We start from the raw sequence: 24,868 nt of genomic DNA on the forward strand, positions 1-24,868 counted from the left end.
ACAGAGAGGCCTCATCAACAAACCAATGGAGATGAGAAATGACTGAACAACCAATGATCGCATGGATCGAAATTCCGGTGACTGACCTCGACGCATCGCATAAATTTTATGACACAGCCTTCGGCTGGTCATCGCAGCTGGTGACTGACATGGGACCGAACCCGATTGTAATTTTGAACGGCGCAGACAACGGCGGCGGTGGCCATTTGTACCCGGGCAAGCCTGCCAAAGAGTCTGGTACAACCGTTCATTTGACCGTGACTGATACGCTCGAAGCGACGGCAGAGCGCGTGAGCAAAGCTGGCGGTCAGGTGCTTGGGCCGGTCGTGGATATTCCATCAGGTCGTTTTCAGTACATGACGGATTTGGATGGTAATTCTGTCGGCATGTTCGAACTTAAAGCCGCTTAATGAGACGCGCCGACCGCCTTTTCCAGATTGTGCAATATCTGCGAGGCGGTCGGCTGCTTACGGCCCAAATGCTGGCTGAACGTCTCGAGGTCACGAAGCGGACCGTGTACCGTGATGTGGCGGACCTAATTGGCTCTGGCGTTCCAATCGAAGGTGAGGCCGGCGTCGGATATGTGATGAGGGCGGGGTATGACCTGCCACCGCTTATGTTCAATTCAGAAGAAATCGTCGCTCTTGTTGCCGGCGCGCGGATGATCCGCGCATGGGGTGGCGCGTCTATGGCGGCGGCTGCTGAAGAAGCGCTGGTAAAAATCGAAGCCGTACTGCCCGATGAGGCCCGCGCGAAGGCTGCGGCGGTTCCGGTGCATGCGTTCACGATGCACAACATGACGGATGAAATTCGCGCACGGATTGACCGGATTGAAACAGCCGCTGACGGGCGTATCCGGTTGGAGCTGGACTATGCGGACCAGTTCGGCGTGACCTCGCTGCGCATTATTCGTCCGCTGGGGCTGTGGTTCTGGGGAAAGGTCTGGACCGTCGTAGGCTGGTGCGAGTTGCGCGACGATTTCAGGATGTTCCGGTTGGATCGCATCAACGGCATGCAGGAGATCGGACCGTTTAAGGTTGAAAAAGGCCAATCTCTGTTAGATTTTTATGCGTCACAGGACCGCGGAATGCCGCGTTAGGTGTGGTCGCCGAAGGCAAGCGTTGGATGCCTCCGGCGGGGATATTTGTGAAACAAAAGCAAGGTTAGTTGCTTAGAGATTGCGCGAGCCGCATGAGTTGGACGGCTTCGGTGCGGTAGCCGAACTGGTCGTCGCCACGGTTGGCATTTGCCAACGCGATGGCGTCGTCCCATCCCCAATCGTTGAGGTAGGTGTCATCTCGCATCAGTTGCCCAAAGCCCGCGATAGAGGCCGCGAAGAGGGCTTCCGTGCCAGGTGTGCCGGTGCTGGAGAACGGGGTTTCAATCAGCTGGCTGGTGTCTTCGCCGGGGGCTTTGTAGCGCAGGCGTAGGAAGCCGAGTTCGTCGGATGTACTGGTGGTTTCAGCCGCTTGGTAGCGTAGCGGATCAGACAGTTGTGCGGGGCTGCCTACCGGGGTGATTTCATAGATCGCGGTGACCGTGTGACCCGCACCGAGTTCGCCTGCATCAACAGCGTCATTGTTGAAATCTTCGCGATTTAGCGCGCGGGTTTCATAACCGATGAGACGGTATTCAGCGACAGTGGCGGGGTTGAACTCGACTTGGATTTTCACGTCATTTGCAATGGGGAAGAGCGCGCCGGTGAGGTTATCTACGAGGACTTTCTGCGCCTCAGACAGGGTGTCGATGTAGGCTGCGGTTCCGTTGCCGTTTTGCGCAAGCGATTGCATCGTGGCGTCTTGCAGATTGCCACGCCCGAAGCCGAGGACGGACAGGTAGGTGCCGCTGTCGCGCTTGTCCTCGATATAGGTTTCCAGACCGCGTGGGTCAGAAAGGCCGACGTTGAAATCGCCATCCGTGGCAAGGATCACGCGGGACACGTCACCATCATCCGTCATCGTTTCCGCCATTGTATAGGCCGCTTCAATCCCGCCTTGGCCGTTGGTGGACCCACCTGCACGCAGGTCGTTTAAGGCCTTGAGGATCGCGGTGCGATCAGAGGCTTGTGTCGGTTCCAGCGCGATGGAGGTTGAGCCCGCATAGGTGACTATCGCGACTTCATCTTCGGGGCGCAAATTATCCAGCATTAGGCGGAAGGACTGACGCAGAAGGGGCAGTTTATCCGCACTATCCATACTGCCCGATGTGTCGATCAGGAACACGAGGTTCAGCGGCGGGCGGTCCTCGACGGCAGGCATTTCGCCTTGGATGCCGATGTGAACGAGCTGCGTGTTTGCGTTCCATGGGGTTTCGAACACGTTGACGGTTGGTTGGAAGGGCGCATCGCCTTCGGGTGCGGCGTAGGCGTAGGGGAAGTAGTTGATCAGCTCTTCGATGCGCACGGCATCGGGCGACGGGAGTTGCCCGCGTGTGAGCGAGGAGCGCACGAGGGAATAGGCGGCGGTGTCTACGTCGATGGAGAAGGTCGAAACCGGTTCTTCGGTGGTGATTTTCAGCGGGTTTGGGGCTTCGTTGGCGAAGGTTTCGGTGTTGGGTGTGGAGGGTTGCATCCACACCTCATCAGCAGCCATGTCAGTACTCCCAAAAAACAAACCACCTACAGGAGTTTGCTCAAGTGAGCGAAGGGGTGCAGATGAAGATTCGGGTGCCACCATTTGCGGTGCAGCTTGCTGAACTGCACCTCGAACTACACTTTCCTGTGCAATGCTTTCTTCCTGCACGCGTACGGCAAGTCCTTCTGTCCGCGGTTCAGGGCGTGTTTGGGCGACGACAGGAGCATCCTCGTCAACCGTGGAGAATGTCGAGCTAGCTTCTAGTGCCATGTCTGCAGTGGGCTCGATGCGGTCAAGGAGGTCTACCACAAGCTCGGCTTCCTCAGCTTGGGCAGGCTCGATAGAGACAGATCCGATTTCTGCGTCATCGACGGGCAGTGTTTCAGGTGCAGCCACCTTCGCGGTTGTCGAGATGTTCAAAATATCGCGCCCTTGCGGGGTGCCGATCATGAAGCCGCAGGCGACGATGGCGGTGGTGACGGTCAAACCGCCACGGGATGTCAGTTTGCTCAGCATGTCTTTTACTCCAGTCCATTTTGTTGGTCTGGGAGTGAGACGGGCGGGGTCACGTGATCCTTGGAGATCGGCGAAGTTTTTCTGTGCGAGGGCGATATTTTCCGCGCGGCGCTGGGCATTTGGTGCGGGCGTTGCGTCGTCCATTGCGGACTTGAGGTCGTCTAGGTTGAATTCATCACTCATGCTACGCCCTCCTTTTCCTTAAGGGATTTCAGGTGTTTGCGGGCCTCAGAGAGGCGCCAGCTAATGGTGCCTTCCGAAACTCCAAGGATTTCGCCTGCCTCGGCGTGGGTCATATCATCTAGCACGAGGGCCAGTGTGTCGCGCAGATCAGGGGCGAGTTGGCCCATAGCGTGTGCCAGCCAATCAGCGCGTTCGGCGTTTTCGCTTATCACGGCTTGGCGGTTCAATTCCCAATCGCCCCAACCATCGGCGGCCTTGCCATGGGTGGCCTGTTTGCGGCGACGGTCATGGGAGGCGTTCACGGCGACACGGTACAGCCATGTGGTGACTTTTGATTGGCGTTTGTAGCTGGCGAGTTTTGCGGGCAGGGCGGCGCAGATGTCTTGGGTCAGATCCTCGGCTTCGTGCTGTGATCCGGTGAGGCGAAAACACAGGCGATATAAGCGGTCGTACTGACGGTTGATCAGGCTTGCAAAAGCCTGTCCATCACCATTTGCCGCCGCTTGGGCCAAGTCTTCGTCGCTCACTGTCATACGCATCACTAGGGTATGACGGGGTGCGGAGGTCAATCCTTGGAATAAATTTTAAAAAGGTTTTGTGACGACGACCCAGAGGATGGCAATAACGCCTAATACGCTGATTTCGTTGAAAACGCGCAGGTACATGTCGCTTTCGCGAAATTCGCCGCGTTTGGCACGCATCACCATGCCGCCGGTCATCATGTAGTGAACACACAACAACGCCACGAGGCCGAATTTCACGATCACCCAAGTGTCGAACTGGAAAACGGCGGCGCCAAGATAGATGCCAGTGAGCAGAGCGAGCACCATAAGGCCGGCGGAAAAGCGATAGAGACGGTAAGTGAGGTCTCCAAGCGGGCCGAACTCGCCCGTTTTGTCGTGGTCGCGTTTCCAATAAATCAGCGCGCGGGGGACGGCGAAGATGGATGTCATCCACCCCATCACGCTTAGGATATGTATGATTTTGATCCAGTCCATGACGCGTTAATGGCGCAAGCAATGGGCGCGTGCAAGCGGCCCGAGGCAGCGATGGGCTGTCAGGCGACGGGTGTGCAGGGTTTGTGATGTGTTCCACCAAAAAGGCGGGGCCGTGGGGGTGTTTTATGCCCCCGAGGTCTATTGCGCTGCGACCTGTCTCTGCACCCGATTTGCGTGTTTGCGCATGGGTGGTCCATGAGACCGGCTGCCGTTTTGAAATCCTAGGCGTGTGCAGTGTGGTGGCCGAACACGGGTTAACCAAGGATGAAGATACGTTGGTCAGGTTAGCGAAGTATGACGCGAGCGTTCGGTGGCTGTTGCGCCCACACTCTAAAGCTACGCCGTGACCCGAGGCCCGAAAGCCCCGGATTTGATTTTAAACGGACATGCAGATGTATTTCATTTCCATGTAGTCATCCATGCCGTGGTGGCTGCCTTCGCGGCCCAAGCCGGATTGTTTGACGCCGCCAAACGGGGCGACTTCCGTAGAAATGATGCCTGTGTTTACGCCGACGATGCCGTATTCCAGCGCTTCGGCCACTTTATAAACGCGGCTGAGGTCTTTGGCGTAGAAGTAGGACGCGAGGCCAAAGATTGTGTCATTGGCCAGTGCGATCACGTCGTCTTCATCTTCAAATTTGAACAGCGGTGCGAAGGGGCCGAACGTTTCATCTGTGCTGACGAGCATGTCTTTCGTGGCGCCTGTAACAATCGTTGGTTCAAAGAAAAGCGCGCCGAGGTTGGAAGGGTTGCCACCCGTGAGGATGTCACCACCCTTTGATACTGCGTCGGCGAGGTGTTCTTTGACTTTTTCAACGGCCGAGGGTTCGATCAGCGGGCCGAGGGTTGTGCCATCTACGAGGCCATCACCCATGTTCAGTGCCTCAACCGCGACCTTCAATTTCGCGGCGAACTCATCATAGACGCCCGCTTGGACATAGATGCGGTTCGCGCAAACACAGGTCTGGCCGTTGTTGCGGAATTTACAGGCGATGGCTCCGATGACGGCCTCATCGAGATCCGCGTCGTCAAATACGATGAACGGTGCGTTGCCACCCAGTTCCATAGAGCATTTCATGACCTGATCGGCGGCCTGTTTCAGCAGGATGCGACCGACTTCGGTTGAGCCAGTGAAGGTCAGTTTCTTCACATGTGGGTTTTCGCAGAATTCCTTGCCCACGGCAGACGAGGACGTCGATGTAACAACGCTGAACAGGCCAGCGGGTATGCCAGCTTCTTCGGCGAGCTTTCCCATCGCGAGGGCTGACAGAGGCGTAAGTGATGCAGGGCGGATCACGAAAGAACAGCCAGCGGCCAGTGCAGGTGCAACTTTGCGTGCGATCATGGCGTTGGGGAAATTCCACGGCGTAATGCCAGCGGCGACGCCGATGGGTTGTTTGATCACAGTGATGCGTTTGTCGGGCATGTGGCCGGGAATGGTTTCACCGTACGAACGCTTGGCTTCTTCGGCGAACCATTCAACGAAGGACGCACCGTAAGCGATTTCGCCGCGTGACTCTACCATTGGCTTGCCCTGTTCGGCGGTCATGATGATCGCGAGATCTTCTTGGTTGGCCATCATCAGGTCATACCATTTGCGTAAAACGTTGGCGCGGTCCTTGCCGGTGCGGGCAGCCCATGCGTGGCGCACCTGTTCGGCGACCTCGATCGCGTCCGCAATTTCCTCGCGGCTCAGATCGGCGACCTGTGCGATAACGTCGCCACGTGCAGGGTTGGTTACGTCAAATGTTTTACCTGACTTGGCTTGCACCCATTTGCCGCCAACAAAGGCGTCGGTGCAGACGAGTTCAGGGCGGCTTAGCATCGATTTGAGGTCTGTTTTGGAATCAAGCATGGTTTTCTCCGGCATGGGTTCGGCGTACATTTACGCCAGACTGACGCATTGTCCATAATGAGGTTTCATGACACCTGACCAAGCCTATGCAAATTCGGCCTACATTCCGAATGGTGAGAGCTATTACGGAATGTGGGAGGCAAAGGCTGCAGCGTTTCGCAAGGACCAAGGCGCGGCGCGGATTAGTGAGCAGGGTGAGATTTATGCACCCAAAACGGCGATCCGCGGCACGGTCGTGTTTGTGCATGGCGGCTACTGGCTGGCTGGCTCGCCTTCAATGTTCTCACATTTGGCGGCAGGGGCTTTGGCCGCGGGGTTTGTCTGCGCGTTGCCGTCTTATACCTTGGCGCCGGACGCGCGGATTAGCGATATGACGCGACAGATTGCAGACAGGGTTAGTGAAATTTCCCAAGTGATGGATGGGCCGTTGTATCTGGTTGGACATTCGGCAGGTGGTCATTTGGTGGCACGGATGGCTTGCGCTGACATGGCGGCAGGTTGGTCGTCTCGCGTGCATCGGATCATGGCGATTTCGCCCTTAAGCGATCTGGCACCGTTGATGGACACATCAATGAATGCGACGTTGCGGATCGATGCGGCCGAAGCAAAACGTGAAAGCCCGACCCACCACAAGCCGCAAGATATCCCCGTGACAGCTTGGGTTGGCGGTGGTGAGCGGCCCGCGTTTCTGGATCAAGCGAAGTGGCTGCACGACGCATGGGACTGTGATTTAACGGTTGAGGGCGAAAAGCACCATTTCGATGTGATAGAAGGTCTAGAAGACCCGACCAGCGCGATGATGCGCGCGCTTTTTAGGTAACCTCAAACGCGCCAGCATACCGTAGAACTGGTGTATCATTGAGGGTGTAGTGCAACCCGTAAAAAGCCGCCTCTGAGATAAGGACTAGAGTATTGCTCGTCCCGACTTGGTGAAACAGTCCGTCAGGATGTTGCGTGAGCATCGGGATCGCAACGCCGATCCGTTTCGGCCCGAATACGATTTCGATTTCATTTGTGTCGATTGTTGCATCGGGCAAATCACGGGTTAGCGGTTCAGGTTTGTTGCGCCCCATTGGTTTTAGGCAATAGTCGGTCGCTTCAAGCTCTGACGCGAAAGAACCGTGAAAAACATGGAGGCGATTGGCGTTGGCAGGGTTCGCAACTTGGGTATTCTCCATTGCGCGGGTGTCACGGCGCGGATTAACAACGGTCGTGTATGGCAGGACCCTGCGCCACGGGATGAGGCTCGTGAATGGAAAGAACAAGATCTTAAAGAGTTCGCGCACTAGATTTTCGAGTTAGCTCCTGACGTGCGGTATGCGTTTAACATGCGTGCAAGGACGGCAGATTTCCATAATTTAGTTCACGTTGACAAAAACTGACACCGCCAGCGCAGATAAAGGTGGTTTTGCGCGCAATGTGACTGTTAGTGTTCACGAAAGAAATCTTCACTGAGGACCGAAATGCAGTTTGCCCCCCGTTATATTCGTAATGCGTTAGGTGTTTTGTGGGTCTCCCTACTTGCAGCATGTTCTTCCGAGGTTGAAGTCGAAGTCATTGGTGGCGTGCCGGCGACTGAAATCGTCGAAGGTTACGGGGTGCTCGAAGATGGTGATTACACGTTGCCACCGATCCCGCCGGAGTATCTGCAAGGCGTAAACCAACGTGCAATCGTCGAATATAACGGGCCGGAACGCGCTGGCACGATCGTTATCGATCCACACGCAAAGCTTTTGTATCTTGTTGAAGATGACGGCATGGCGCGTCGCTATCCGATTGCCGTTGGCCGGCAAGGCGCGCGAATGAGCCGCCCGTCAACGATCCAGTTAAAGCGTGAATGGCCGGGTTGGACACCGACTGCGAATATGTTGCGCAGGCAGCCGGAAGTTTATGGCCCGTTTGCGCAGGGTGTAGAGGGTGGATTGGCAAGCCCGCTCGGTGCGCGTGCGTTGTATTTGTTCCAAAACGGCCGCGACACGCATTTCCGCATTCATGGGACCAACGATCTGCCGTCTATTGGGAACTCTGGTTCTGCTGGCTGCATCCGCATGTTCAACCACGACATCATTGATCTGTACCCACGTGTGCCAAATGGCACGCGCGTTGTTGTTCGTTCAATGGCCCAATCGATTGAGTTGGAGGGCGAGGAGCTTGCCAATCGCGGTGTAATCCTTGCGCCGAACATCGTTGATCCGGACTTGATTTATGGCACCGGTGATGCGGTCGATGATGCGGTTGAAGATAACGGCGATGATGTTGCGGCGGGCGGTCCTTTGGATTCGGGCACTATTTCTGGCGGTTAATAAACAATACGCAGTACCGCGATGCCGGACCACAACAAATGGCCCGCATAGAACGACCAGAAACACAGGCAAAACAATCCGAACCGTAGCAAGTGTTGGTCATAGGTGTGGCGTACGATCATGGCGGAGAGGGGGTAGGCGACAAGGGTGCCTACCAGCAGCATTCCGATCCCAGAAAAAGAGTCCCATGTGCCTTGAAAAATGACCATGACGGCGAGAACGCCGGGAAGCCAAGGAAGCCAAGAAACCACAACCAATGGGGCAACAAACGCCAGACAGAACGCGCCGATGACGCGGCCTCGGGTTGGGTGGAAGGTTTCCCAGATTTGGCCCTTGGTTGATCGGATTAACCACCATAGCGACGCTAGCCCGTAACCCAAAATTAGCGCGAATCCTATTGTAAAGAGCAATGGAACGGGGGGATTGAACGGCGAAGCATCCATCAACGCGGGCCGTCGCCCTAAATGGTAGCCTACGAAAATGATCCCACCCAAACACAGGGCAAGAAGGCGTGGTGGGGAATATACCTGAACGGCGTTCATAACGCTCTTATACGGACGCCACTCAGAAAATGCAAAGGTCATTAAAACCTGACCGGCTGGCGCAAATTTTCCGTTTTCTTCCTACTCGCGCCATGAAATTGTCGTTAACAATACCTACATAACCCACAACAGTTTATTGCAGTGAGGAAAACGATGGCCGATTTTGACGCACAGATCCGTAAATCCCAGACAGAGGTTGCACAAGCTCAATCCAAGATTTCAGAACTTACCAGCCGGATTGAAACCGCGCGCCAGAAGATGGCAGAGGGAACGGACATTGCCGTTGATATCGAGAACGCCTCGCTTGAAGACGTGCATGCCCACACGGAACTGATGAACGCGAATATCGCTGAGCTGATTATGGGTCTGGACGATGTAACATCCGGTTTTCAGCAAGACTTCGACGAGATGCGATCTAAAACTGGCTGGGAAAGCTTCGTTGGCTTCTTTAGTGGTGCCAAGTCGGATTCCATGCGCGAAGAGCGGATGCGTTCTGCCTCTGTGGATGACAAGCTGCAAGATTTGATTTCGAAGTCTGACGTGATCACCAAGCTGCTGGAAAACCAGCTGCTGATCTTGGAAGACCAAAAAACCAAAGTCGAAGGCAACCTTGGTGGCACGTTGAGCGAACGCGAAGCCGTTGTTGGTGAGCTTGAGGCGATCCGTGCTGAAATTCTGAGCATGGACCCTGCGATCATCACGCTTGAAAACAAGATTTCCGTTGAACAGGACGCGGCTGCGCGCACCAAGCTGGAAACAGAACTCGCGGCGCTGAACACGGCCTATAACGAGGCTGTTCAGCAAGAGCAGGTGAAGCTTGCGAAGTCCCAAACGCTGGAGCGTTACATCGAGAAGGGTAAGACCTGGATCGACAGTTTGCAGAACCAAGCGGCGACGCAAATGGTGCTGATCAACAAGCTGCAAACAGACACCAAACAGCGCGTTGTGCTGTATGATGCCCTGACGAAATCCTTGAAGACCGCGCAGCAACAAGACGTGGCGCACCGCATCAACGAGATCGGCGTGAAGACGGACCAAGAAGCACAAACCGCGATGGCTGCGATTGGGTCCGCCACGAACGCGCGGATGGCCGAGATGATGGAAGCCCACGAGGACCACATGGTGTTCGCCCGTGAAGTGCTGGAGCAAAAGGCCAAGGCCGATGAGCGGTTTATGCGACGGTTCCAGAAAATCGTCGAGAAGCACGACAGCAATGAATATGGGGCTTGATGACGGGCAGATCAAATGAACTGGTTTCTTAGTTTGAATCTGCTGAATAAGGTCTCTGCCGTAATTGCAGCGGTTTCCGGAATTGTTTTGGTCTTTGCTGTGGCAACGGCGAACCGAGATTATACAATAGTGAGTGCAGGAATTGGTTTGATCGCTTTGTTAAAGGCGCTCAACCTTTTTACTGACAACGGTTATTTTGACGGCGCAGGCGGCGGCAGCGACGGAGGAGATGGTGGTTGTGACTGACACCCCGCTCGACCATTTCCAGCTTGAAGACACCCGCGTCACGCGGCGCTATTTTGGCAAGTTTGAGAAGATAATTGGTTATCTGGGTCGCGTCGCGGCGACGCTTGAGGCGGAGAACCGTTTGTCCAAGCGCGATGTCGAGGTGATGACGCGCTATATTGTCGGGCTGAATTACACCTTTCAGGCGCTGGCGCATAAGTACCATTTTTCGGGTCGGTTTGCCCATGCGGGTAAGTTGACGTTTGATCGTGTGGAAAGCGGATTTCCCGTTCACAACGAACTTCTGAGCATGGCGAATGATGCGGCGCAGGCTGATAAACATCTTGCGGGTATGCGCTCGGTTGAGCAGCTTAAGCAAGACATGGTGCGGGTGATCCTGAACGAACAGGAAATCCCGACGAAGCTGCAATACGCGTTGAGCCAACGGTTGTATTACGAAGAGCTGTCCAAGGGCGAACTGTTCTGGGCACGCAATGATCCGACGGCGATTTGGCTTGGCAACAAACACCAGATGCGGCGTGAATTTTTGATCCATTGGGCCGTCTATGACAGCCAGATCAACCTGCCCACGATCTACATGATGGAGGTCGAGGACACGGGGCGCATTGGTTTGCCAAAGGACGATCGTCGCTGGCCCGAAGTGCAGGCCCATTTGATGGCGCAAAGCCTAGGCGGATTGAAACTGCTGACCATCGCCAAAGGGTTCGACGAGGACTTCGACGACCTGCACCCCAAACGCCTGCGCCGTTTCCATGTGGGCCCGATGTATTCCAATGCGTTCACCCGTCAGGCGGGGCCATTGCGCGAAGTGCTTGAATTGGCCCGCGCACCCGTGGGCGAAGACTGGGCGCTGGTTTGGACGGAAGAAGAATTGGTAAGCTCGGAAACACGGCGCGAGAAATCCGGCTGGTTCGGAACGGTTGAGCGCGAGACCTTTGCGCTGGACCCGTTCGCAGGACATGGAGCCGAGTCCGGTGCCACGAAAGTTGAACGCAGCATCATCCTGCCGCAACGCCCGTATCAGGCCCTCGAAGAACGCAAGCCGGCGGGGTTCAATGACGTGCGCAAGTTTGTGGTTTCGCCGAACGGCAGCGTGTTGAGTTATAAGTGAGATCTACAATGCGTAAATGGAATGATATCGAACTGGACGACGCGAAAACGTTCTTTGAGTTTGCAAAGAAAGAGTACGTCAGGGTCATCGGAATGGCCTTTTTGTGTTCTATGAGTTTTGTACTTTGGTCCCTCGCAGATGACCCAAGCGAGCGAACAAGGTTCTATCCCTTCCTATTGCCTGCGGCGGTTCTTGGAATGCCCTGCTTTTTTCTATCACTCCGTCAGAAATTTAGGAAACTCCAAAGAGAAGAGACCCGAAATGAGCCAGACAAGTGACACGATGGAGCTGCGCGAGGAAGACGTCGCGAAGCATTACGAAGCGGCCACGGCGATGGTCATGGGGTTTGATCACACGCCTCGGATTGCGGAAACCAAGGAGGCTGCTGCGCCTGAGAAATCCAGCGGCATCGGTACGCGACGACGGTTTCGCACGACCACGCCTGGATTGGTCACGCGGTCCACAGCACGTACTGAAGGGGTGCAACTGGCTGCGCGGATTGAGGCTGCGGATGATGGTGACGGGCTGACCTCACCAACACAAGCGAGCGTACAGCACGGGCTGCGCCGCGCACTTGCAATTGCGCTGGCGGTAGGTGAACAGTTTAGCGACCGCACTGGGTTGGCAGACCTGAAACGCGCCAACCTTGAAGGGTCATTGGCCGCTGGCAAGAAGACCGAGTTTTCCGAGCTATTGGCGGCTGAGGCCCTCGCTGTGCTCTATGTCTTTGGCAATGCCACGTCGTTCTTGCTCGCGTCCCATGCGGGTGAAGAAACGGTTGAGGTTGGCGAAGTCGAAGAAGTGTTGAGCGACAATTCCACGCTCGCCCTGCACGGTGCGTTGTGGGAGCTGGACCAAGACATTGGACTGTTTGCCGACAGTGATGCACGGCTTGTACCGACGGTTCTAGCCTATGCAGAACAATTGATGTCGAAGGTCGCGGCGCGGGCTAGCACCGCAGGGCGGTTGGCTGCGTTTAGCGATGCATCGTGGAAGGTCGAAGCCGATGACCTGAGCATTCGCGGGTTCAGCCCTGCGAGTGCGGCGAAGTCGTCGACGCTGACGATGACATTCAAGAAACCCAACGAGGTCGTGGGTAACCATATCGCCAAGTACCAAGCCATGAAATTGGCCAAGATGGTGATGGCCTATGATTTTGAGCGCAAGCTGAACCCGTTCGCGGAACTTGGCGGGTTCATCTTTACGTTCATGGGCGACGGTGCGCCGGGGACGGGGAAAACCACGCTGATCCAGATGATGGCGGGGCTAATTTCGGAGTACTGCAAGGTCGCGGATTATCCGTTTCGGTATCAGAACTTGAGCACCGATAATATCGACAGCTATCAAGGTAAATCCGGCCAGAACGCCAAGGCGTTTATCAACAATGTGATTGATCCCAATGTCATCGGCTTTGGCACGATTGATGATATCGACCAACTGGCAGGCAAGCGGGGGGATCGTCAATCTTCGGCGGGTCAGTTGGAAATTACTGCCGTGTTGATGGAGAGCTTTGCAGGCGCCAATACGGTCGTGCGCGGCAATTGCACGTTTGGGATGTTTTCGAACTATCCCGAAAATGTGGATGATGCGCTGCGTCAACGGGCGGGCGCGCGGTTCCTTGTGGATGGGCCACAGACGCGGGAAGACTACGTCGATATCCTTTACCTGTTGATGGGCAAGAACCACGATATTCCGGTTGGCGACCATAAAGTGTTTAGCGCACAAGAGATCAAAAAGGCGGTCGCGGCGAGCTTTGAGGGGCATTCCAAGCCCCATGAACCTGGCTTGATGAAAGTGTTTGATAAGGTGAATGACCAGATCGGTGAACTGGACACGATTGCCAAGCTCGGGACGTATCTGAAGGGCATCCAAGAGGCTGACCCGCGCTTCACGGGCCGCGCGATCAAGAACATCACGGACGCCGTGAAGGTACGCGCGATGGACTTTGAATTACCGGACGAATGGATGGAAACCCCTGATCTGTTCTTGGCCAAGGATTACGACACCAAGCTGGCGATGATCAATGACATGCGCCAGCCGATCACGGTGGAAATGGTCATTCAGGAAATCAACCGCTACGCGGATTCCGAATTCCGTTATGCCGATAAATCCGACGAGGTCGCGATTGAAAACATGGTGCGGGACTTTGAGCGTTCCGAGGAAGCGAAGAAACGGTATTTGGAGAGCAAGGGTTGAACGAAGCCTACTTCAACGGTCTCGTCCTTCCCGCCATGTGCCTTGCCGCACTTGGCTGGGCTGTGCCGCGCGTATTGGCGCTGTGGTGGCCTGAAGGGGTGAAGTGGCTGATGGGGCTGGCTTTGGTTTCCACGCTGGTGATGGCGTTTTGCGGCGCTGGATTCTTTGCGTTTTTGTATTCCGCGCAGGGTGTGAACTTGGATGATTTGTACGCAACGGGCGGGCTATCCGTTCCGGTGCATTTCGCGAAATTGAGTTTGATTTCAGCGTTGCTGTGGGGGCCGTTGATGGTTTTGAGTTTGGCAGGCGTGCCGAAGAATTGGGTTAGGGAGGTTTGGTGATGGGGAAAGTTGACTTCAAAGATGCATTGGTCGGTGGGCTGGTTCTCGCGGTTGCCGTTCTGTTTGCTGCTCTCGATTCCCCGAATGCCATTGGTCTGGCTGCGTTTTGGAATAAATTTGGAAGTCTGTTTGTTTCTTTGGCAGCATTTTTGTTTGCGTACTGGTTAGCACTCAGCGCGACCAAAACGGCGATGGACATGCAAAGAAGAACAAAACTGGCGGAATTCCGGCAGTCTTGGATTAATGAGTTTAGAAAAGATGTTGCTGAATTGATTTCACTTTCTGATCCAATCGAGGAGACTGCTGAACGAACACGGAAAAGGAATCTTGTTGTTGCAAAAATCCGTTTGCGACTTAACCCCAAAGGCTCTTTGGAAGATGAGATAAGAAAAACAGTCGCAAACATTGCCCTGAGTGAGAGTGGTGACGACTTTATTGCATCAGCAAATGACTTGACTGAATTGGTAAACACTTATCTCAAAACTGAGTGGGACGTTATTAAGATGGAGCTGGCTGGAAACAAATGAAACGTCTCATCTCTCGCGGTCTTATGTTTGGCAATCTCATCCCTGTGATGAGCCCTGTTTTGGTGGAACGGTATAATCGTGCGCTGAAACGTCTGACGGGTAAGCAGACGGCGTTGACGGATTTTCACATCGATATTTCCGGGTATTCCCCTGAGATTGGCGATGAGTTGGGGGATGATTTGTACCTCAACCATGCGGGGGTGAACCGGCAGTTTATTTTGCTGACGACGGAGCAGAAGACGGCTCCGTTGTTGAATGCAAAGTTCTCAACCAGCCGTGGGATTTTGCGTCAATTTATCGAAGTCAACGAGGCGCAGTTGTTTGCCCTGACCGCGCGGGACGCGGTGGCGGGGGAGTTGGTGAATTCTGTCTATGCGCTGGAGACTCCGAAGCGGTTGTTCGACGTGCGCCATGTGACGATTGAAGCGGACACGACGGATGGGGCCGTGGCGTCTGCCGAAAAGCTCGGCGGGATGATTGACCGCTTTATGCGCGAAGACGACGCGTGGTCTGATGATGTGCTGATTGGCAATATGATCGGGCTGGCCAAGGAAACGGGCGACATCACGCGCAACCCGTTGAAGCTGAATACGATGACGTTCGATCAGGACAATTTTTGGACGGCGCATTTTGGCGGGGTCTATGTGTTCCGCAAGGTTGAGGAACCTGCAGCGATCGTGATGGACGGCACGGCTGACCTTGGGAAGCTGCCGATTGAAACGGTTGTTCAAGGCGGCGAGCGGTCTGCGATTGCGCAGTTCCTGAAGGTCAACGATTTGGCCGAGCCGATTGTCGAAGCACGCGGCATCGATAGCGCAGCGATCCTGCGCCAGAAGATGGATTTCATGGTTGCCGATGTGGCCGCTGGATTGGGCGAAGACCTAAGCGGGGCGACGCGGCGCGATTTGCGCAATATGGGACGACGGTACCACGACAAGTTGCCAGCAGCATGGCAGGGGCTGGCTGATTTGGTGCGTTGGGCGGAAGACGGCGGACCGTGGCCGCGCATTGATAGCGAGCATCCGGCCTATTTTTACACGCTACGTGCAAAGGACCATGCAGACGCGGATTTGGTGAATATGCTGCTGGCTGAACTGTCACCAATGGACGTGCGCCAGCTGTTCATTTGCCACAAGGAAGCGTTCTACCGTGCCTATATGGGCTGGCCGGACGAAAAGAAGGCTTATGTGGCGGATTTCCTTTCAAACGAGTATCAGGTGGATAAGGCCGGAACGCGCGATGCGTTGTTTGGGCACGAAGCACCGATGGATGAGCCTGCGTCTAAGGTTGATCTGATTGATCGGGTTGGACCTTGGGGCGCGGTGAAGAGGAGATGAAATGCAATTCGTAAGACTGGTCGTATTCGGCTTTCTGATCCTGTCGGTGATTTACCTGTGCATCACGCTCTACTCTCGTTCTATCCGGCGTGAGAAACTTGAAGACGAGTGGGACGAGAATCCGCCCGAAGGCGCAACGCCCGATAAGCGTGCGGCCTTTATCAAAGACGGCATGACAAAGTATGAGAGCGGTCTTCGCAAGAAACTGATCCTGCTGGTTTTCATCATTCCGCCACTCGTCGTTGGCACCATCATCTATTTCATTAACTGAAGGCTGAAATCATGCGCAACATTCGCCGCGTTCTTCGCATTGCACTGTTCTTGATCATCGGACTATGGCTGCACTATGTGATGCCACAACGTGACATCGCACGTGTCACATCGACCGAAATTATTCGTACGGATTTCTCCTCGTTGAACCGTATGTTTTACGCGCAGGCCGACAGCGGAACCGTGGAAAACCCGACTCGTGACTTGCGACTGGTCAACACGGAACGCAAGGCGACTTATCTGTTCGGTTTGATCCGTGGGAACAACGAGACAATGGTGTTCCGAAATGAGGATACTGGGTGGATCTATCCGCCGTACTTCAAGTTCGACAGTTCGGATTTACAGGCAGAGGCCGCCGCAGCAATTTCTACAACCGAGCCGTATGAATGGGTTGTGGTGACGCACTACGGTTGGCGTCTTCGTTGGGCGTCGATCTACCCCAATGCGGTGTCGATCCGTACGATTGAGGTTCCAGAGGGCCAGTCGCCAGAGGACTATCGCCCATTCCCGTGGGTGAACCTGATTATTTACGCTTTGCTGATTGCTGGTCTTCTATTTGTGCGCGCGATGTGGCGCCAATTCAGGGAGCGTACAGTTGATCCGTTAGCGGATAAGGTCGGTGATCAATATGATCACGTGAGTGCGGACCTGTCTGAGCGCAAGGGGCGGATTTCGCGCTGGCTTGGGACTTGGCGCAAGAAGTAAGCGGATTGCGCGTGCCGCGGGCGGGGAGGGGGCGCTGCCCCCGTCCTGACGGACTCCCCCGAGATATTTAGAAAACAAAAGCAATAGGGCGAGTTATTCGCCGTAAGGAATCCAGATGGTTTTGACCTCGGTGGATTGTGCGCGCCATGTGCTGGAAGGCCATGCGCGCGCCGTGCCGTTGTTGACCCAAGTGCGTTTCAGGTTGCCCGCGGACTTTGCTTCAATGACCTTTGACACATCTGCCGTAGAAAAGGACCAAACGGCGTCGATGTTTGCATGGGCGGCCATATGTGGTGCGAGTTCTGCGTGATTGCCGGTGAGGATATTGGCGACACCTGCTGGAACGTCAGAGGTTTCAAGCACTTGGTAGAAATCTGTTGCCGCGTGTGGGAAGGCTTGGGAGGCCACGGCGGTCACGCGGTTGCCCATCGCCAGAGCAGGTGCCAACGGTTCGATAAGGCCCATAAGGGGGCGTGTGTCGTCTGTTAGGACGGCAATGTTGCCGACGGGTTCGTTCATTGCCAAGGCCACGCCACGGATTGGAACGCCCTTTGCTGCGCCGTCGTGTTTGTCTGCCCAAGCAGCCCATGTGAACAGGTGCTGGATGGCGTCGTCAACTTCTTTTGCGCCGGACTTACCGCCTGTGAGTTGGTTGATGCGGGTCGCAAATTCACTGGCGCGGGCGGACAGGTTCTCGCCGATATAATAGAGGATTTGCGCACGCAGGTGGCCTGTGGATTTGGACCAGCCTTTGGCGGCAGTATTGGCCTCAATCGCGTTGCGCAGGTCCTTGCGGTTGGCGAGGCTAGCGTGGCCGAGCAGTTTGCCGGATTTGTTAAACACGGGCTCAGAATAGCCGCCATCAGGACGCGCCTGTTTTCCGCCGATGTAGAGTTTTGCGGTGCGATCCAATGGGTCGGCAGGTGTGCCATCCGTGGTGGTGAAAGCCGTCGGTGCGGTGACTTTCGTGGCCTTGCCTTTGGGCTTGGTGTAACCCTGCAAACCTTCCCAGCCACCCTCACGTCCGAAACCGGACTCGCGCACGCCGCCGAAACCGGCCGCTGCATCCATCAGGTTCGTAGCGTTTACCCAGACGATACCGCTGACCAGCTTTGGCGCGATATCGAGCGCGAGGTTAACGTTTTCCGTCCAGACGGAGGCCGCCAGCCCGTAGCGGGTGTTGTTGGCGATTTCCACGGCTTCGGACGGGGTGCGGAAGGTGCAGGCGACCAGCACCGGGCCGAAGATTTCCTCTTGCATCAGCGTGTCGGCTGGCGACATTCCGGTGATGAGGGTCGGTGGGTAGAAACAGCCTTCGGGTGCAGCGCATTGATACATTTCGCCCGATGTATTTTCGGCAACGATGGCTTTGATCTGTTCAAGCTGCACGACATCAGCGATCGCGCCCATGTCCATGCACTTGTCCATCGGGTCGCCGATGCGGAGCCCGTCCATGCGGGCGCGAAGTTTGGCGTAGAAACGGTCTGCAATGCCTTCTTGGATAAGCAGGCGTGATCCAGCGCAGCACACTTGGCCTTGGTTGAACCAGATGGCATCAACGAGGCCCTCAACGGCGCTGTCGATATCGGCATCGTCGAACACGATGTAGGGGGACTTGCCGCCTAGTTCCAAAGACAGCGCTTTGCCTGATCCTGCCGTTTGTTCGCGGATGATGCGGCCAACAGCGGTGGAGCCAGTAAAGGCGATCTTGTCGACGTCCGCATCCACAAGCGCTGCGCCTGTCTCGCCATCGCCCGTGACGATGTTGATAACACCGGGGGGAACGCCCGCGGCGGTACAAATTTCACAGAACACCATCGCAGAAAGGGATGTGTATTCGGCAGGCTTCAGAACAACCGTGTTACCCATCGCCAGCGCGGGCGCGATTTTCCACGCGAGCATCAGAAGCGGGAAGTTCCACGGGATGATCTGCCCGCAGACGCCGAGGGCTTCGGCGTTCGGCATTTCCTCGTCCATCAGCTGGGCAAAGCCTGCGTGGTGATAAAAATGACGGATCGCTAGCGGCACATCGATGTCGCGGCTTTCGCGGATCGGCTTGCCATTATCTAGGGTCTCCATCACGGCCAGCAGGCGTGAATTTTTCTGCATCAAACGCGCAATCGCGTATAAAACGCGCGCACGGGCAGCACCATCTTTGGCCCATTTGGGCTGGGCTTTGCGTGCCGCCGCGACGGCGTTTGCGACCTCATCGGCGGTGCCTTTGGTGACTCCGGCCAGCTTTTCACCGGTGGCCGGATTGGTGGACGCGAAATCATCGCGCAACGGACCCCATTGCCCGTTGATGTAATGACCTGCAATGCCGCCACGTTCCGCCAGCCATTCAAGGGCTTCGGTCGCGCTTTCAGGAGCAGGACCGTAGTCCATGGATTCGAAAATGTCTTTTACTGTCATAGCCTTATCCAATCGCGTGACGCCAACCAGCGGAATAGCCGCCTGTGACGTGGTGTTCGAGTTGCCGTTCGATATCGCCGAGAAGCGATGACGCGCCGAAGCGGAAGAGATCCGGCTGTAACCAGCGGTCGCCAAGTTCGTCTTTGATCATCGCAAGGTAGACCAAAGCGTCTTTGGCTTTGCTGATCCCACCCGCGGGCTTGTAGCCGACTTTGATACCTGTGCGATCATGATAGTCGCGGATCGCGCGGATCATGGTGAGGGTCACAGGCAGGGTCGCGTTGATAGGTTCTTTGCCGGTAGAGGTTTTGATGAAATCAGCCCCTGCCATCATACAGACCAACGAAGCCCGCGCGACGTTGCGCAGCGAGCCGAGTTCACCTGTCGCGAGGATCGCTTTCACATGGGCCTGTCCGCAGGCGGCACGCATTTCCGCCATTTCATCATAAAGCGCCTGCCAGTTGCCTTGCAGGACGTGGCGGCGGGTGATGACGATGTCGATTTCCTCTGCACCGTGGCTGACGCTCTCGCCGATCTCGGCAATGCGCAAATGGAATGGGGACAGACCAGCGGGGAAACCAGTGGACACGGCGGCAACGGGAATGCCGGACTCTTGCAGCGCGTCAACAGCGGTTTTGACCATGTCGTGATAGACACAGATCGCGCCCGTGGTCAGACCTTCCATACCGAGTGCCTTGAGAAGGTCAGCACGTACGGGTTGGCGGGCCTTCGCACATAGGCGGCGCACGCGGCCTTCAGAGTCATCGCCTGATAGGGTTGTGAGATCCATTAGGCTGATCGCCTTACACAGCCACGCGGATTGATATTCCTTTTTAACGGAGCGACGCCCCGGAAGGGTCACTGCGCGGCGTTCAATTGCGGAAGTGTTCGCCTGAACAGCCTTAACCCATGATAAATCCAATGGAATCCCGTCGTTGCGAGGTTCCTGAACTTGCGGCAAGTGCGTTTTGGTGGGGTCTGTAGTTTGCATTTTCAGCACCGTGTTGTGAAGCGAAATCCTGTCACGAGTGCGGGGTATTGGCAAGCCACCCATCAGGTTCGCTACGCGAGGTTACGGTCTTGGCTGAACAAGCTCGCGTTGGCGCGCGCGTCGGTAGCGTTGTGGCGTTTCACCATGGGTCGCCAAGAACAGCTTGTGAAAGTGAGACAGGTTAGGAAGGCCGCAATCTGCGGCGATTTCAGCAAGCGGATCGGATGTACCCGTAAGTCTGCGCGCTGCGTATTCCATGCGTTGTGCATTGACGTAATCAGACGGGGTGTTGCCAAGGAAACGGCGCATTGTGCGTGATACATGGGGATGCGCACGGCCTGTGGAGGCGACAAAACCCGCCGCGCCGTCGCGAAACACGTCTGGGTTTTGGGCCGCGTTACAGGCAGCGATGAGCCAATCGGGGGCATCGGTCGAAAGCCCTTCTGGCGGACGATCGAGCGCTACAAGAAGCGGTAGCAAGAACGCCTCAAGGAACAATTTACGGCGTGGGCTACGTTCCAGTTGCAAGGCTGCTTGGTTTAGGGCGGCAAGTTGGCGGATGTCACGGTGCGCAACCTCAAGGCCGCGCCCCCAGAACGCGACACCGGACAGGTCATCATGTCGGTTGCCGATGGCGTTGATGACGCCTGGCCGAATAGCGAGGGACACAACCATGGACGCCTCACCGCGGCCTTGCAGACCATGTGGCTGGTTTGGGGAAATGAAAAGAAGATCGCCTTCACTCAGGTCTTGCTTCCCCGTCGGGGTGTGCAGCCGCACGGCGCCGTTCTGCACCCAGAGCATTTCATGGAAGTCTTGCGTGTGAAGGCGCGGCGGACGGCGTGTATCCAGTTCGGCACGGCTTAGAAAGAATGCCTCATCAGGGCCGAAGGTGTCGCTGGCGGAGAGTGAAATATAGTCCATACGTCAAATTACCATACTCATCGCAGAAATTACACGTGGCGCATCGCCGCGCACAGTGGCCCGTGACATCTGTTGAACTGCGCGGTAATCAGACGGTGAAAAACACAAAGGATTCCCATGCCATTTGATCGTTCCATCAAGATTGCACCGTCCATTTTGTCCGCTGACTTCGCCAACTTAGGCGCTGAAATTCAAGCGGTTGAGGCGCAGGGCGCTGACTGGATTCACGTGGACCCGATGGATGGCCATTTCGTGCCAAACCTGACGATCGGGCCAAATGTCGTGGCAGCCATTCGTCCGCACGTGAAAACGTTCATGGATGTGCATCTGATGATCTCGCCAGCCGATCCCTATATCGGCGATTTTGCTAAGGCGGGAAGTGATATGATAACCATCCACGCCGAAGCGGGCCCGCATTTGCACCGTTCGTTGCAGTCTGTACGTGCAGAAGGGAAGCTTGCCGGTGTTGCGGTTAATATGACGACGCCGCTGGACGGTTTGGTGGATATTCTCGACGATATCGACATGATCCTGATCATGACGATTAACCCAGGGTTTGGTGGCCAGAAGTTTACCCATTCAATGGTCGAAAAAGTTGCGCGCTGTCGTGCGATGGTCGGTGATCGGCCGATCCATATTCAGGTTGACGGTGGAATTGACCCAAACACTGCACCTATGGTTGCCAAGGCCGGCGCTGATGTTCTGGTTGCTGGGTCCGCAGTTTTCCGTGGGGGATCTGTTGAGGCCCCAGACGTTTACGGCGACAACATCCGTGCGATCCGTAAGGCGGCCGTAGCCGCCCTTTAGGGTCTGCACGCAATCTGCACAAACGCGATAATGTGTCTGCACAAACGTTTTTCATAAGGGGGCAAACCCGAATGAAAAGGATGCAGACACATGACGACATTGACCCAAGCCGTACCATCGAAACTACAACTGGACGGCTGGTGGCTGGACCACACCACACGCCCGTTCCCCAAGCGCGTTGTTGCCGCTAAGGTGCGCCCCAAGGAGGCCGCGCAATGAGCCAGACAATCCTGATTGTTGATGATGACGGCGACATTCGTGACGTCGTGCGCATCGCGCTGAGCCAAGCGGGTTATCAGACGGAAGAGGCCGCTGATGGGCGTGTCGGATTGGACGCTATCGCGCGCCTTAAGCCTGATCTGGTCGTGCTGGATATTGGTTTACCGGAAATGGATGGGCTCGAGGTATGCCGAACCGTGCGGGTGACGTCAGATGTGCCGATCCTGTTTCTGACCGCTCAAGGCGATGAAATTGACCGGATTGTCGGCCTTGAGATGGGCGCGGATGACTATTTGGCCAAGCCATTCAGCCCCCGCGAATTGGTTGCGCGAGTAAAGGCTATTTTGCGGCGTGGCGGGGCTGTGGTTGATGATCAACCGTTGCGTCATGGTGTGTTGGAAGTCGATCCAAGTCGCCACCTTTGCCGCGTGCGCGGGGATGTCGTGACGCTGACGGCACGGGAAATGGACTTGTTGGTGAAGTTGATGACCCGCCCTGATCAGGTCCATGCGCGGCCTGCATTGGTGGACGCGATTTACGGCACGAATGTGCATGTTAGTGACCGAACAATGGACAGCCATTTGCGCAATCTTCGGGCCAAGCTTGGGGCTGCGGGTTGCGGTGACGCTGTTGAGACGATGCATGGGATTGGCATTCGTATGGGGTCGTGTCTGGGTGTGAAAAGCGCGTGAAGCGGATCGTCGTCAAATGGCGTCCACCACTTTGGATGGTCGTTGCTGTGACGCTGTGTGTTGTGCTGTCTTTGCCAATAATCGGTATCTTTTTCGTGCGCTATATGTGGCCTGTTATGGGCTATCAAGAAGCGGTCTATGCCGCTGCTATCGGAGTTTTTGTAGCCACGTTTATTGTGGGCTGGGTTTTGTGGCGGTTGTTGTTGCGCCCAATGATTGCAATGCGGGAGCGCGTTCTGGGTTTGCGTCAAAATGCGACGGGTGCACTTGATCCGCTTGAGCATTACGGGACGGCGGACATGCAGGCGCTTGGACAGTCATTCCTTGATATGGCGCGTGCGTTGCAGAACCGAGAGGTAGTGCTGCGCAGCTACGCGGATCACGTCACGCATGAGCTAAAATCGCCTTTAACGGTCGTGCGCGGCGCCGCGGAGTTGTTGGCCCTGCCCGATTTGCCGACTAAGGAACGCGAGCGTTTGCTGGGGCGAATTGGTGCATCGGTTGAACGGATGACTGCGCTTTTGGATGCCCAGCGATCGCTCGCGCAGGCACAAGAACCTGCGGCGCAAGGGCAGGTTCGCCTGTCCGAAGTGGCGCAGGGTGTTGAGGTGGAGCAAGACGGGATCGTCCCGTTGTCTGAGGACGCGTTGCGTTTGGTTTTGGACCACCTGATTGGCAATGCGAAGGCGCATGGCGCGACTGAGGTGACCGTATCCTACGATGGAACATTGATCGTGCAAGACAACGGGTCAGGCGTTTCCGAAGGGAATGCGACGCGTATTTTCGAACCCTTTTTCACCACACGAAGAGAAGCCGGCGGAACCGGGATGGGGCTATCTATTGTGCGACGCACACTGGAGGCGCACAGCGCGCAGATCGAATTGGTCTCCAGTGATCAAGGCGCGCGTTTCGTGATTACCTTCTAGGGGTTCATGCCTTTTTTGGTCAGGAACGACGGCAGCTTTTTTGCTTCATCGGAACTGGAAGCTTCAGCTGCTGCGTCGGGCGCGGGTTCGGACATCGCCTTAATCGCAGCTACGCCACTTTCACCTAATGGAATTGTTGCGAATGGGCCGCCGATGCACAGTTGCGCGCGGTCAGACGGATCAGAAGGCGGAGCGTCTGCAAACAGGCTTTCAGCCCAGTTTTCTGCGTTGTCTTTCGGTCTATAACCTAGGAACGTCGCCTTCGCATTGGAAACGGGCGCGCGGTCGTTATTGGAAACACCATAAACAACGGCAAATCCGGTGGTGGTTGCAGTAACGGCGCGGTCGACCAAGTGGCGCAGGTCGTCATAGCTTAGCCAAGTCCGCAAAGCGCGCAGGTTCTGTGGGATTTTTGTGCAAGAAAAGATGCGCAAATGCACGGATTCCATGCCGCGTTTTGCCCAGTAGAGTTTCCCGAGGTCCTCAGAAAAGCACTTGGCGAGACCGTAGAATGTATCGGGGGCATGATCGGCATCCGTATCGATGCCTGCCGCGTTCTCATGCATGCCAACGGCATGAACCGAGGACGCATACACAACGCGTTGAACGCCGTGGCGATGTCCCGCTTCCCAAACGTTGTAGGACGACAGGAAGTTCGGGCCGAGGAGCGTTTCGAAGGGGCGTTCATCCGCAATGGAGGCGAAATGCACCGCTATGTTCGCGCCTTCCATCAAAGGCAGGACTTCGTCGAAGTTCGCGCAGTCTGCTTTCACGAAGGTTTCGTTCTCAAGTAACGTTTCCGGCGCGTCTGAAATGTCCACCGAAACCAATTCGTCAGCCAATGCCGCAAGGGTAGAACGAATTTCCATACCTAGGTTGCCGCAGGCCCCCGTGAGGACGATTTTCTTGTGGAGTTTGCTCATGTAGCGGCCTTTCCTTTGTTGCCGCCACGCTTCACGGTTGT

27 protein-coding genes are annotated in these 24,868 nt (G+C 55.8%); 17 read left to right on the forward strand and 10 right to left on the reverse strand.

Annotated elements, in window-relative coordinates:
* Window positions 1-38: 38 nt before the first annotated feature.
* Window positions 39-410, forward strand: coding sequence for a VOC family protein (locus tag OCA8868_RS14930; protein WP_093997384.1), 372 nt, complete (start codon window positions 39-41; stop codon window positions 408-410).
* The gene (locus OCA8868_RS14935; RefSeq protein ID WP_093997385.1) at window positions 410-1,099 is read left to right on the forward strand and encodes a helix-turn-helix transcriptional regulator; all 690 of its coding nucleotides are present in this window, start codon (window positions 410-412) and stop codon (window positions 1,097-1,099) included. Before OCA8868_RS14930 ends, OCA8868_RS14935 begins: the two co-directional genes overlap by 1 nt.
* 64 nt (window positions 1,100-1,163) lie before the next feature.
* Here OCA8868_RS14935 and OCA8868_RS14940 read toward each other — a convergent pair whose 3' ends face one another.
* The 4 genes from OCA8868_RS14940 to OCA8868_RS14955 form a co-directional block, all read right to left on the reverse strand.
* Complete coding sequence (locus OCA8868_RS14940) at window positions 1,164-3,272, reverse strand: vWA domain-containing protein (RefSeq protein WP_093997386.1); 2,109 nt, start codon at window positions 3,270-3,272, stop codon at window positions 1,164-1,166.
* Window positions 3,269-3,805, reverse strand: coding sequence for an RNA polymerase sigma factor (locus OCA8868_RS14945; RefSeq protein ID WP_093997432.1), 537 nt, complete (start codon window positions 3,803-3,805; stop codon window positions 3,269-3,271). Before OCA8868_RS14945 ends, OCA8868_RS14940 begins: the two co-directional genes overlap by 4 nt.
* A 51-nt stretch (window positions 3,806-3,856) precedes the next feature.
* Window positions 3,857-4,270 (reverse strand): CopD family protein, encoded by a 414-nt coding sequence (locus OCA8868_RS14950; RefSeq protein ID WP_093997387.1) that lies wholly within the window; start codon window positions 4,268-4,270, stop codon window positions 3,857-3,859.
* Between the two features lie 376 nt (window positions 4,271-4,646).
* Window positions 4,647-6,125, reverse strand: a complete 1,479-nt coding sequence (locus OCA8868_RS14955; protein ID WP_093997433.1) for an NAD-dependent succinate-semialdehyde dehydrogenase — start codon at window positions 6,123-6,125, stop codon at window positions 4,647-4,649.
* A 67-nt stretch (window positions 6,126-6,192) separates the two neighbouring features.
* Here OCA8868_RS14955 and OCA8868_RS14960 point away from each other — a divergent pair, with 67 nt between their 5' ends.
* Entirely contained in the window at window positions 6,193-6,945 is a 753-nt protein-coding gene (locus tag OCA8868_RS14960) for a hormone-sensitive lipase (protein ID WP_093997388.1), read from the forward strand.
* Here the strand turns inward: OCA8868_RS14960 and OCA8868_RS14965 are convergent.
* Window positions 6,938-7,411 (reverse strand): hypothetical protein, encoded by a 474-nt coding sequence (locus OCA8868_RS14965; RefSeq protein WP_143849653.1) that lies wholly within the window; start codon window positions 7,409-7,411, stop codon window positions 6,938-6,940. The genes OCA8868_RS14960 and OCA8868_RS14965 overlap by 8 nt on opposite strands.
* A 177-nt stretch (window positions 7,412-7,588) precedes the next feature.
* On the opposite strand from OCA8868_RS14965, the gene OCA8868_RS14970 reads away from it, so the two are divergent.
* Entirely contained in the window at window positions 7,589-8,428 is an 840-nt protein-coding gene (locus OCA8868_RS14970) for a L,D-transpeptidase (RefSeq protein WP_093997390.1), read from the forward strand.
* On the opposite strand, the gene OCA8868_RS14975 is transcribed toward OCA8868_RS14970, so the two are convergent.
* Window positions 8,425-8,970, reverse strand: a complete 546-nt coding sequence (locus OCA8868_RS14975; RefSeq protein ID WP_093997391.1) for a hypothetical protein — start codon at window positions 8,968-8,970, stop codon at window positions 8,425-8,427. The two genes, OCA8868_RS14970 and OCA8868_RS14975, sit on opposite strands and share 4 nt — an antisense overlap.
* Window positions 8,971-9,123: 153 nt before the next feature.
* On the opposite strand from OCA8868_RS14975, the gene OCA8868_RS14980 reads away from it, so the two are divergent.
* The 9 genes from OCA8868_RS14980 (at window position 9,124) to OCA8868_RS15025 (ending at window position 16,933) form a co-directional block, all read left to right on the forward strand.
* On the forward strand, window positions 9,124-10,200 hold the full coding sequence (locus OCA8868_RS14980; protein ID WP_093997392.1) for a coiled-coil domain-containing protein: 1,077 nt from the start codon (window positions 9,124-9,126) through the stop codon (window positions 10,198-10,200).
* 15 nt (window positions 10,201-10,215) lie between these two features.
* Window positions 10,216-10,446, forward strand: coding sequence for a hypothetical protein (locus OCA8868_RS14985; RefSeq protein ID WP_093997393.1), 231 nt, complete (start codon window positions 10,216-10,218; stop codon window positions 10,444-10,446).
* On the forward strand, window positions 10,439-11,557 hold the full coding sequence (locus OCA8868_RS14990; protein WP_093997434.1) for a hypothetical protein: 1,119 nt from the start codon (window positions 10,439-10,441) through the stop codon (window positions 11,555-11,557). The genes OCA8868_RS14985 and OCA8868_RS14990 overlap by 8 nt, the downstream gene beginning before the upstream one ends.
* 261 nt (window positions 11,558-11,818) lie before the next feature.
* Complete coding sequence (locus OCA8868_RS15000) at window positions 11,819-13,753, forward strand: AAA family ATPase (RefSeq protein WP_093997395.1); 1,935 nt, start codon at window positions 11,819-11,821, stop codon at window positions 13,751-13,753.
* Window positions 13,750-14,094, forward strand: coding sequence for a hypothetical protein (locus OCA8868_RS15005; protein ID WP_093997396.1), 345 nt, complete (start codon window positions 13,750-13,752; stop codon window positions 14,092-14,094). Before OCA8868_RS15000 ends, OCA8868_RS15005 begins: the two co-directional genes overlap by 4 nt.
* A complete protein-coding gene (locus OCA8868_RS15010) occupies window positions 14,094-14,621 on the forward strand; it encodes a hypothetical protein (RefSeq protein WP_093997397.1) in 528 nt (175 codons plus the stop codon). Before OCA8868_RS15005 ends, OCA8868_RS15010 begins: the two co-directional genes overlap by 1 nt.
* Window positions 14,618-15,958, forward strand: coding sequence for a DUF6638 family protein (locus OCA8868_RS15015; RefSeq protein WP_093997398.1), 1,341 nt, complete (start codon window positions 14,618-14,620; stop codon window positions 15,956-15,958). Before OCA8868_RS15010 ends, OCA8868_RS15015 begins: the two co-directional genes overlap by 4 nt.
* A 1-nt stretch (window position 15,959) precedes the next feature.
* Window positions 15,960-16,229, forward strand: coding sequence for a hypothetical protein (locus OCA8868_RS15020; RefSeq protein ID WP_093997399.1), 270 nt, complete (start codon window positions 15,960-15,962; stop codon window positions 16,227-16,229).
* 11 nt (window positions 16,230-16,240) lie between these two features.
* Window positions 16,241-16,933 (forward strand): DUF1523 family protein, encoded by a 693-nt coding sequence (locus OCA8868_RS15025; protein ID WP_093997400.1) that lies wholly within the window; start codon window positions 16,241-16,243, stop codon window positions 16,931-16,933.
* A 93-nt stretch (window positions 16,934-17,026) separates the two neighbouring features.
* On the opposite strand, the gene OCA8868_RS15030 is transcribed toward OCA8868_RS15025, so the two are convergent.
* From OCA8868_RS15030 to OCA8868_RS15040, 3 genes are all read right to left on the reverse strand, one after another.
* A complete protein-coding gene (locus OCA8868_RS15030; RefSeq protein ID WP_093997401.1) occupies window positions 17,027-19,345 on the reverse strand; it encodes an aldehyde dehydrogenase family protein in 2,319 nt (772 codons plus the stop codon).
* Window positions 19,346-19,349: 4 nt separating this feature from the next.
* Entirely contained in the window at window positions 19,350-20,336 is a 987-nt protein-coding gene (deoC, locus tag OCA8868_RS15035) for a deoxyribose-phosphate aldolase (protein ID WP_093997402.1), read from the reverse strand.
* 81 nt (window positions 20,337-20,417) lie between these two features.
* Window positions 20,418-21,260, reverse strand: a complete 843-nt coding sequence (locus OCA8868_RS15040) for an AraC family transcriptional regulator (protein WP_093997403.1) — start codon at window positions 21,258-21,260, stop codon at window positions 20,418-20,420.
* Between the two features lie 117 nt (window positions 21,261-21,377).
* Here OCA8868_RS15040 and rpe point away from each other — a divergent pair, with 117 nt between their 5' ends.
* The 4 genes from rpe (at window position 21,378) to OCA8868_RS15055 (ending at window position 23,904) form a co-directional block, all read left to right on the forward strand.
* Window positions 21,378-22,067 (forward strand): ribulose-phosphate 3-epimerase, encoded by a 690-nt coding sequence (gene rpe / locus OCA8868_RS15045; RefSeq protein WP_093997404.1) that lies wholly within the window; start codon window positions 21,378-21,380, stop codon window positions 22,065-22,067.
* 90 nt (window positions 22,068-22,157) lie between these two features.
* A complete protein-coding gene (locus tag OCA8868_RS16910; protein ID WP_281253645.1) occupies window positions 22,158-22,286 on the forward strand; it encodes a hypothetical protein in 129 nt (42 codons plus the stop codon).
* On the forward strand, window positions 22,283-22,978 hold the full coding sequence (locus OCA8868_RS15050; RefSeq protein WP_093997405.1) for a response regulator transcription factor: 696 nt from the start codon (window positions 22,283-22,285) through the stop codon (window positions 22,976-22,978). Before OCA8868_RS16910 ends, OCA8868_RS15050 begins: the two co-directional genes overlap by 4 nt.
* The gene (locus tag OCA8868_RS15055) at window positions 22,975-23,904 is read left to right on the forward strand and encodes a sensor histidine kinase (RefSeq protein WP_245848297.1); all 930 of its coding nucleotides are present in this window, start codon (window positions 22,975-22,977) and stop codon (window positions 23,902-23,904) included. The genes OCA8868_RS15050 and OCA8868_RS15055 overlap by 4 nt, the downstream gene beginning before the upstream one ends.
* Here OCA8868_RS15055 and OCA8868_RS15060 read toward each other — a convergent pair.
* Window positions 23,901-24,827: an NAD-dependent epimerase/dehydratase family protein gene (locus tag OCA8868_RS15060; RefSeq protein ID WP_093997436.1), complete on the reverse strand. Its 927-nt coding sequence runs from the start codon at window positions 24,825-24,827 to the stop codon at window positions 23,901-23,903. The genes OCA8868_RS15055 and OCA8868_RS15060 overlap by 4 nt on opposite strands.
* Window positions 24,828-24,868 lie beyond the last annotated feature (41 nt).

It is taken from the genome of Octadecabacter ascidiaceicola (assembly GCF_900185015.1).
GTDB lineage: Bacteria > Pseudomonadota > Alphaproteobacteria > Rhodobacterales > Rhodobacteraceae > Octadecabacter > Octadecabacter ascidiaceicola.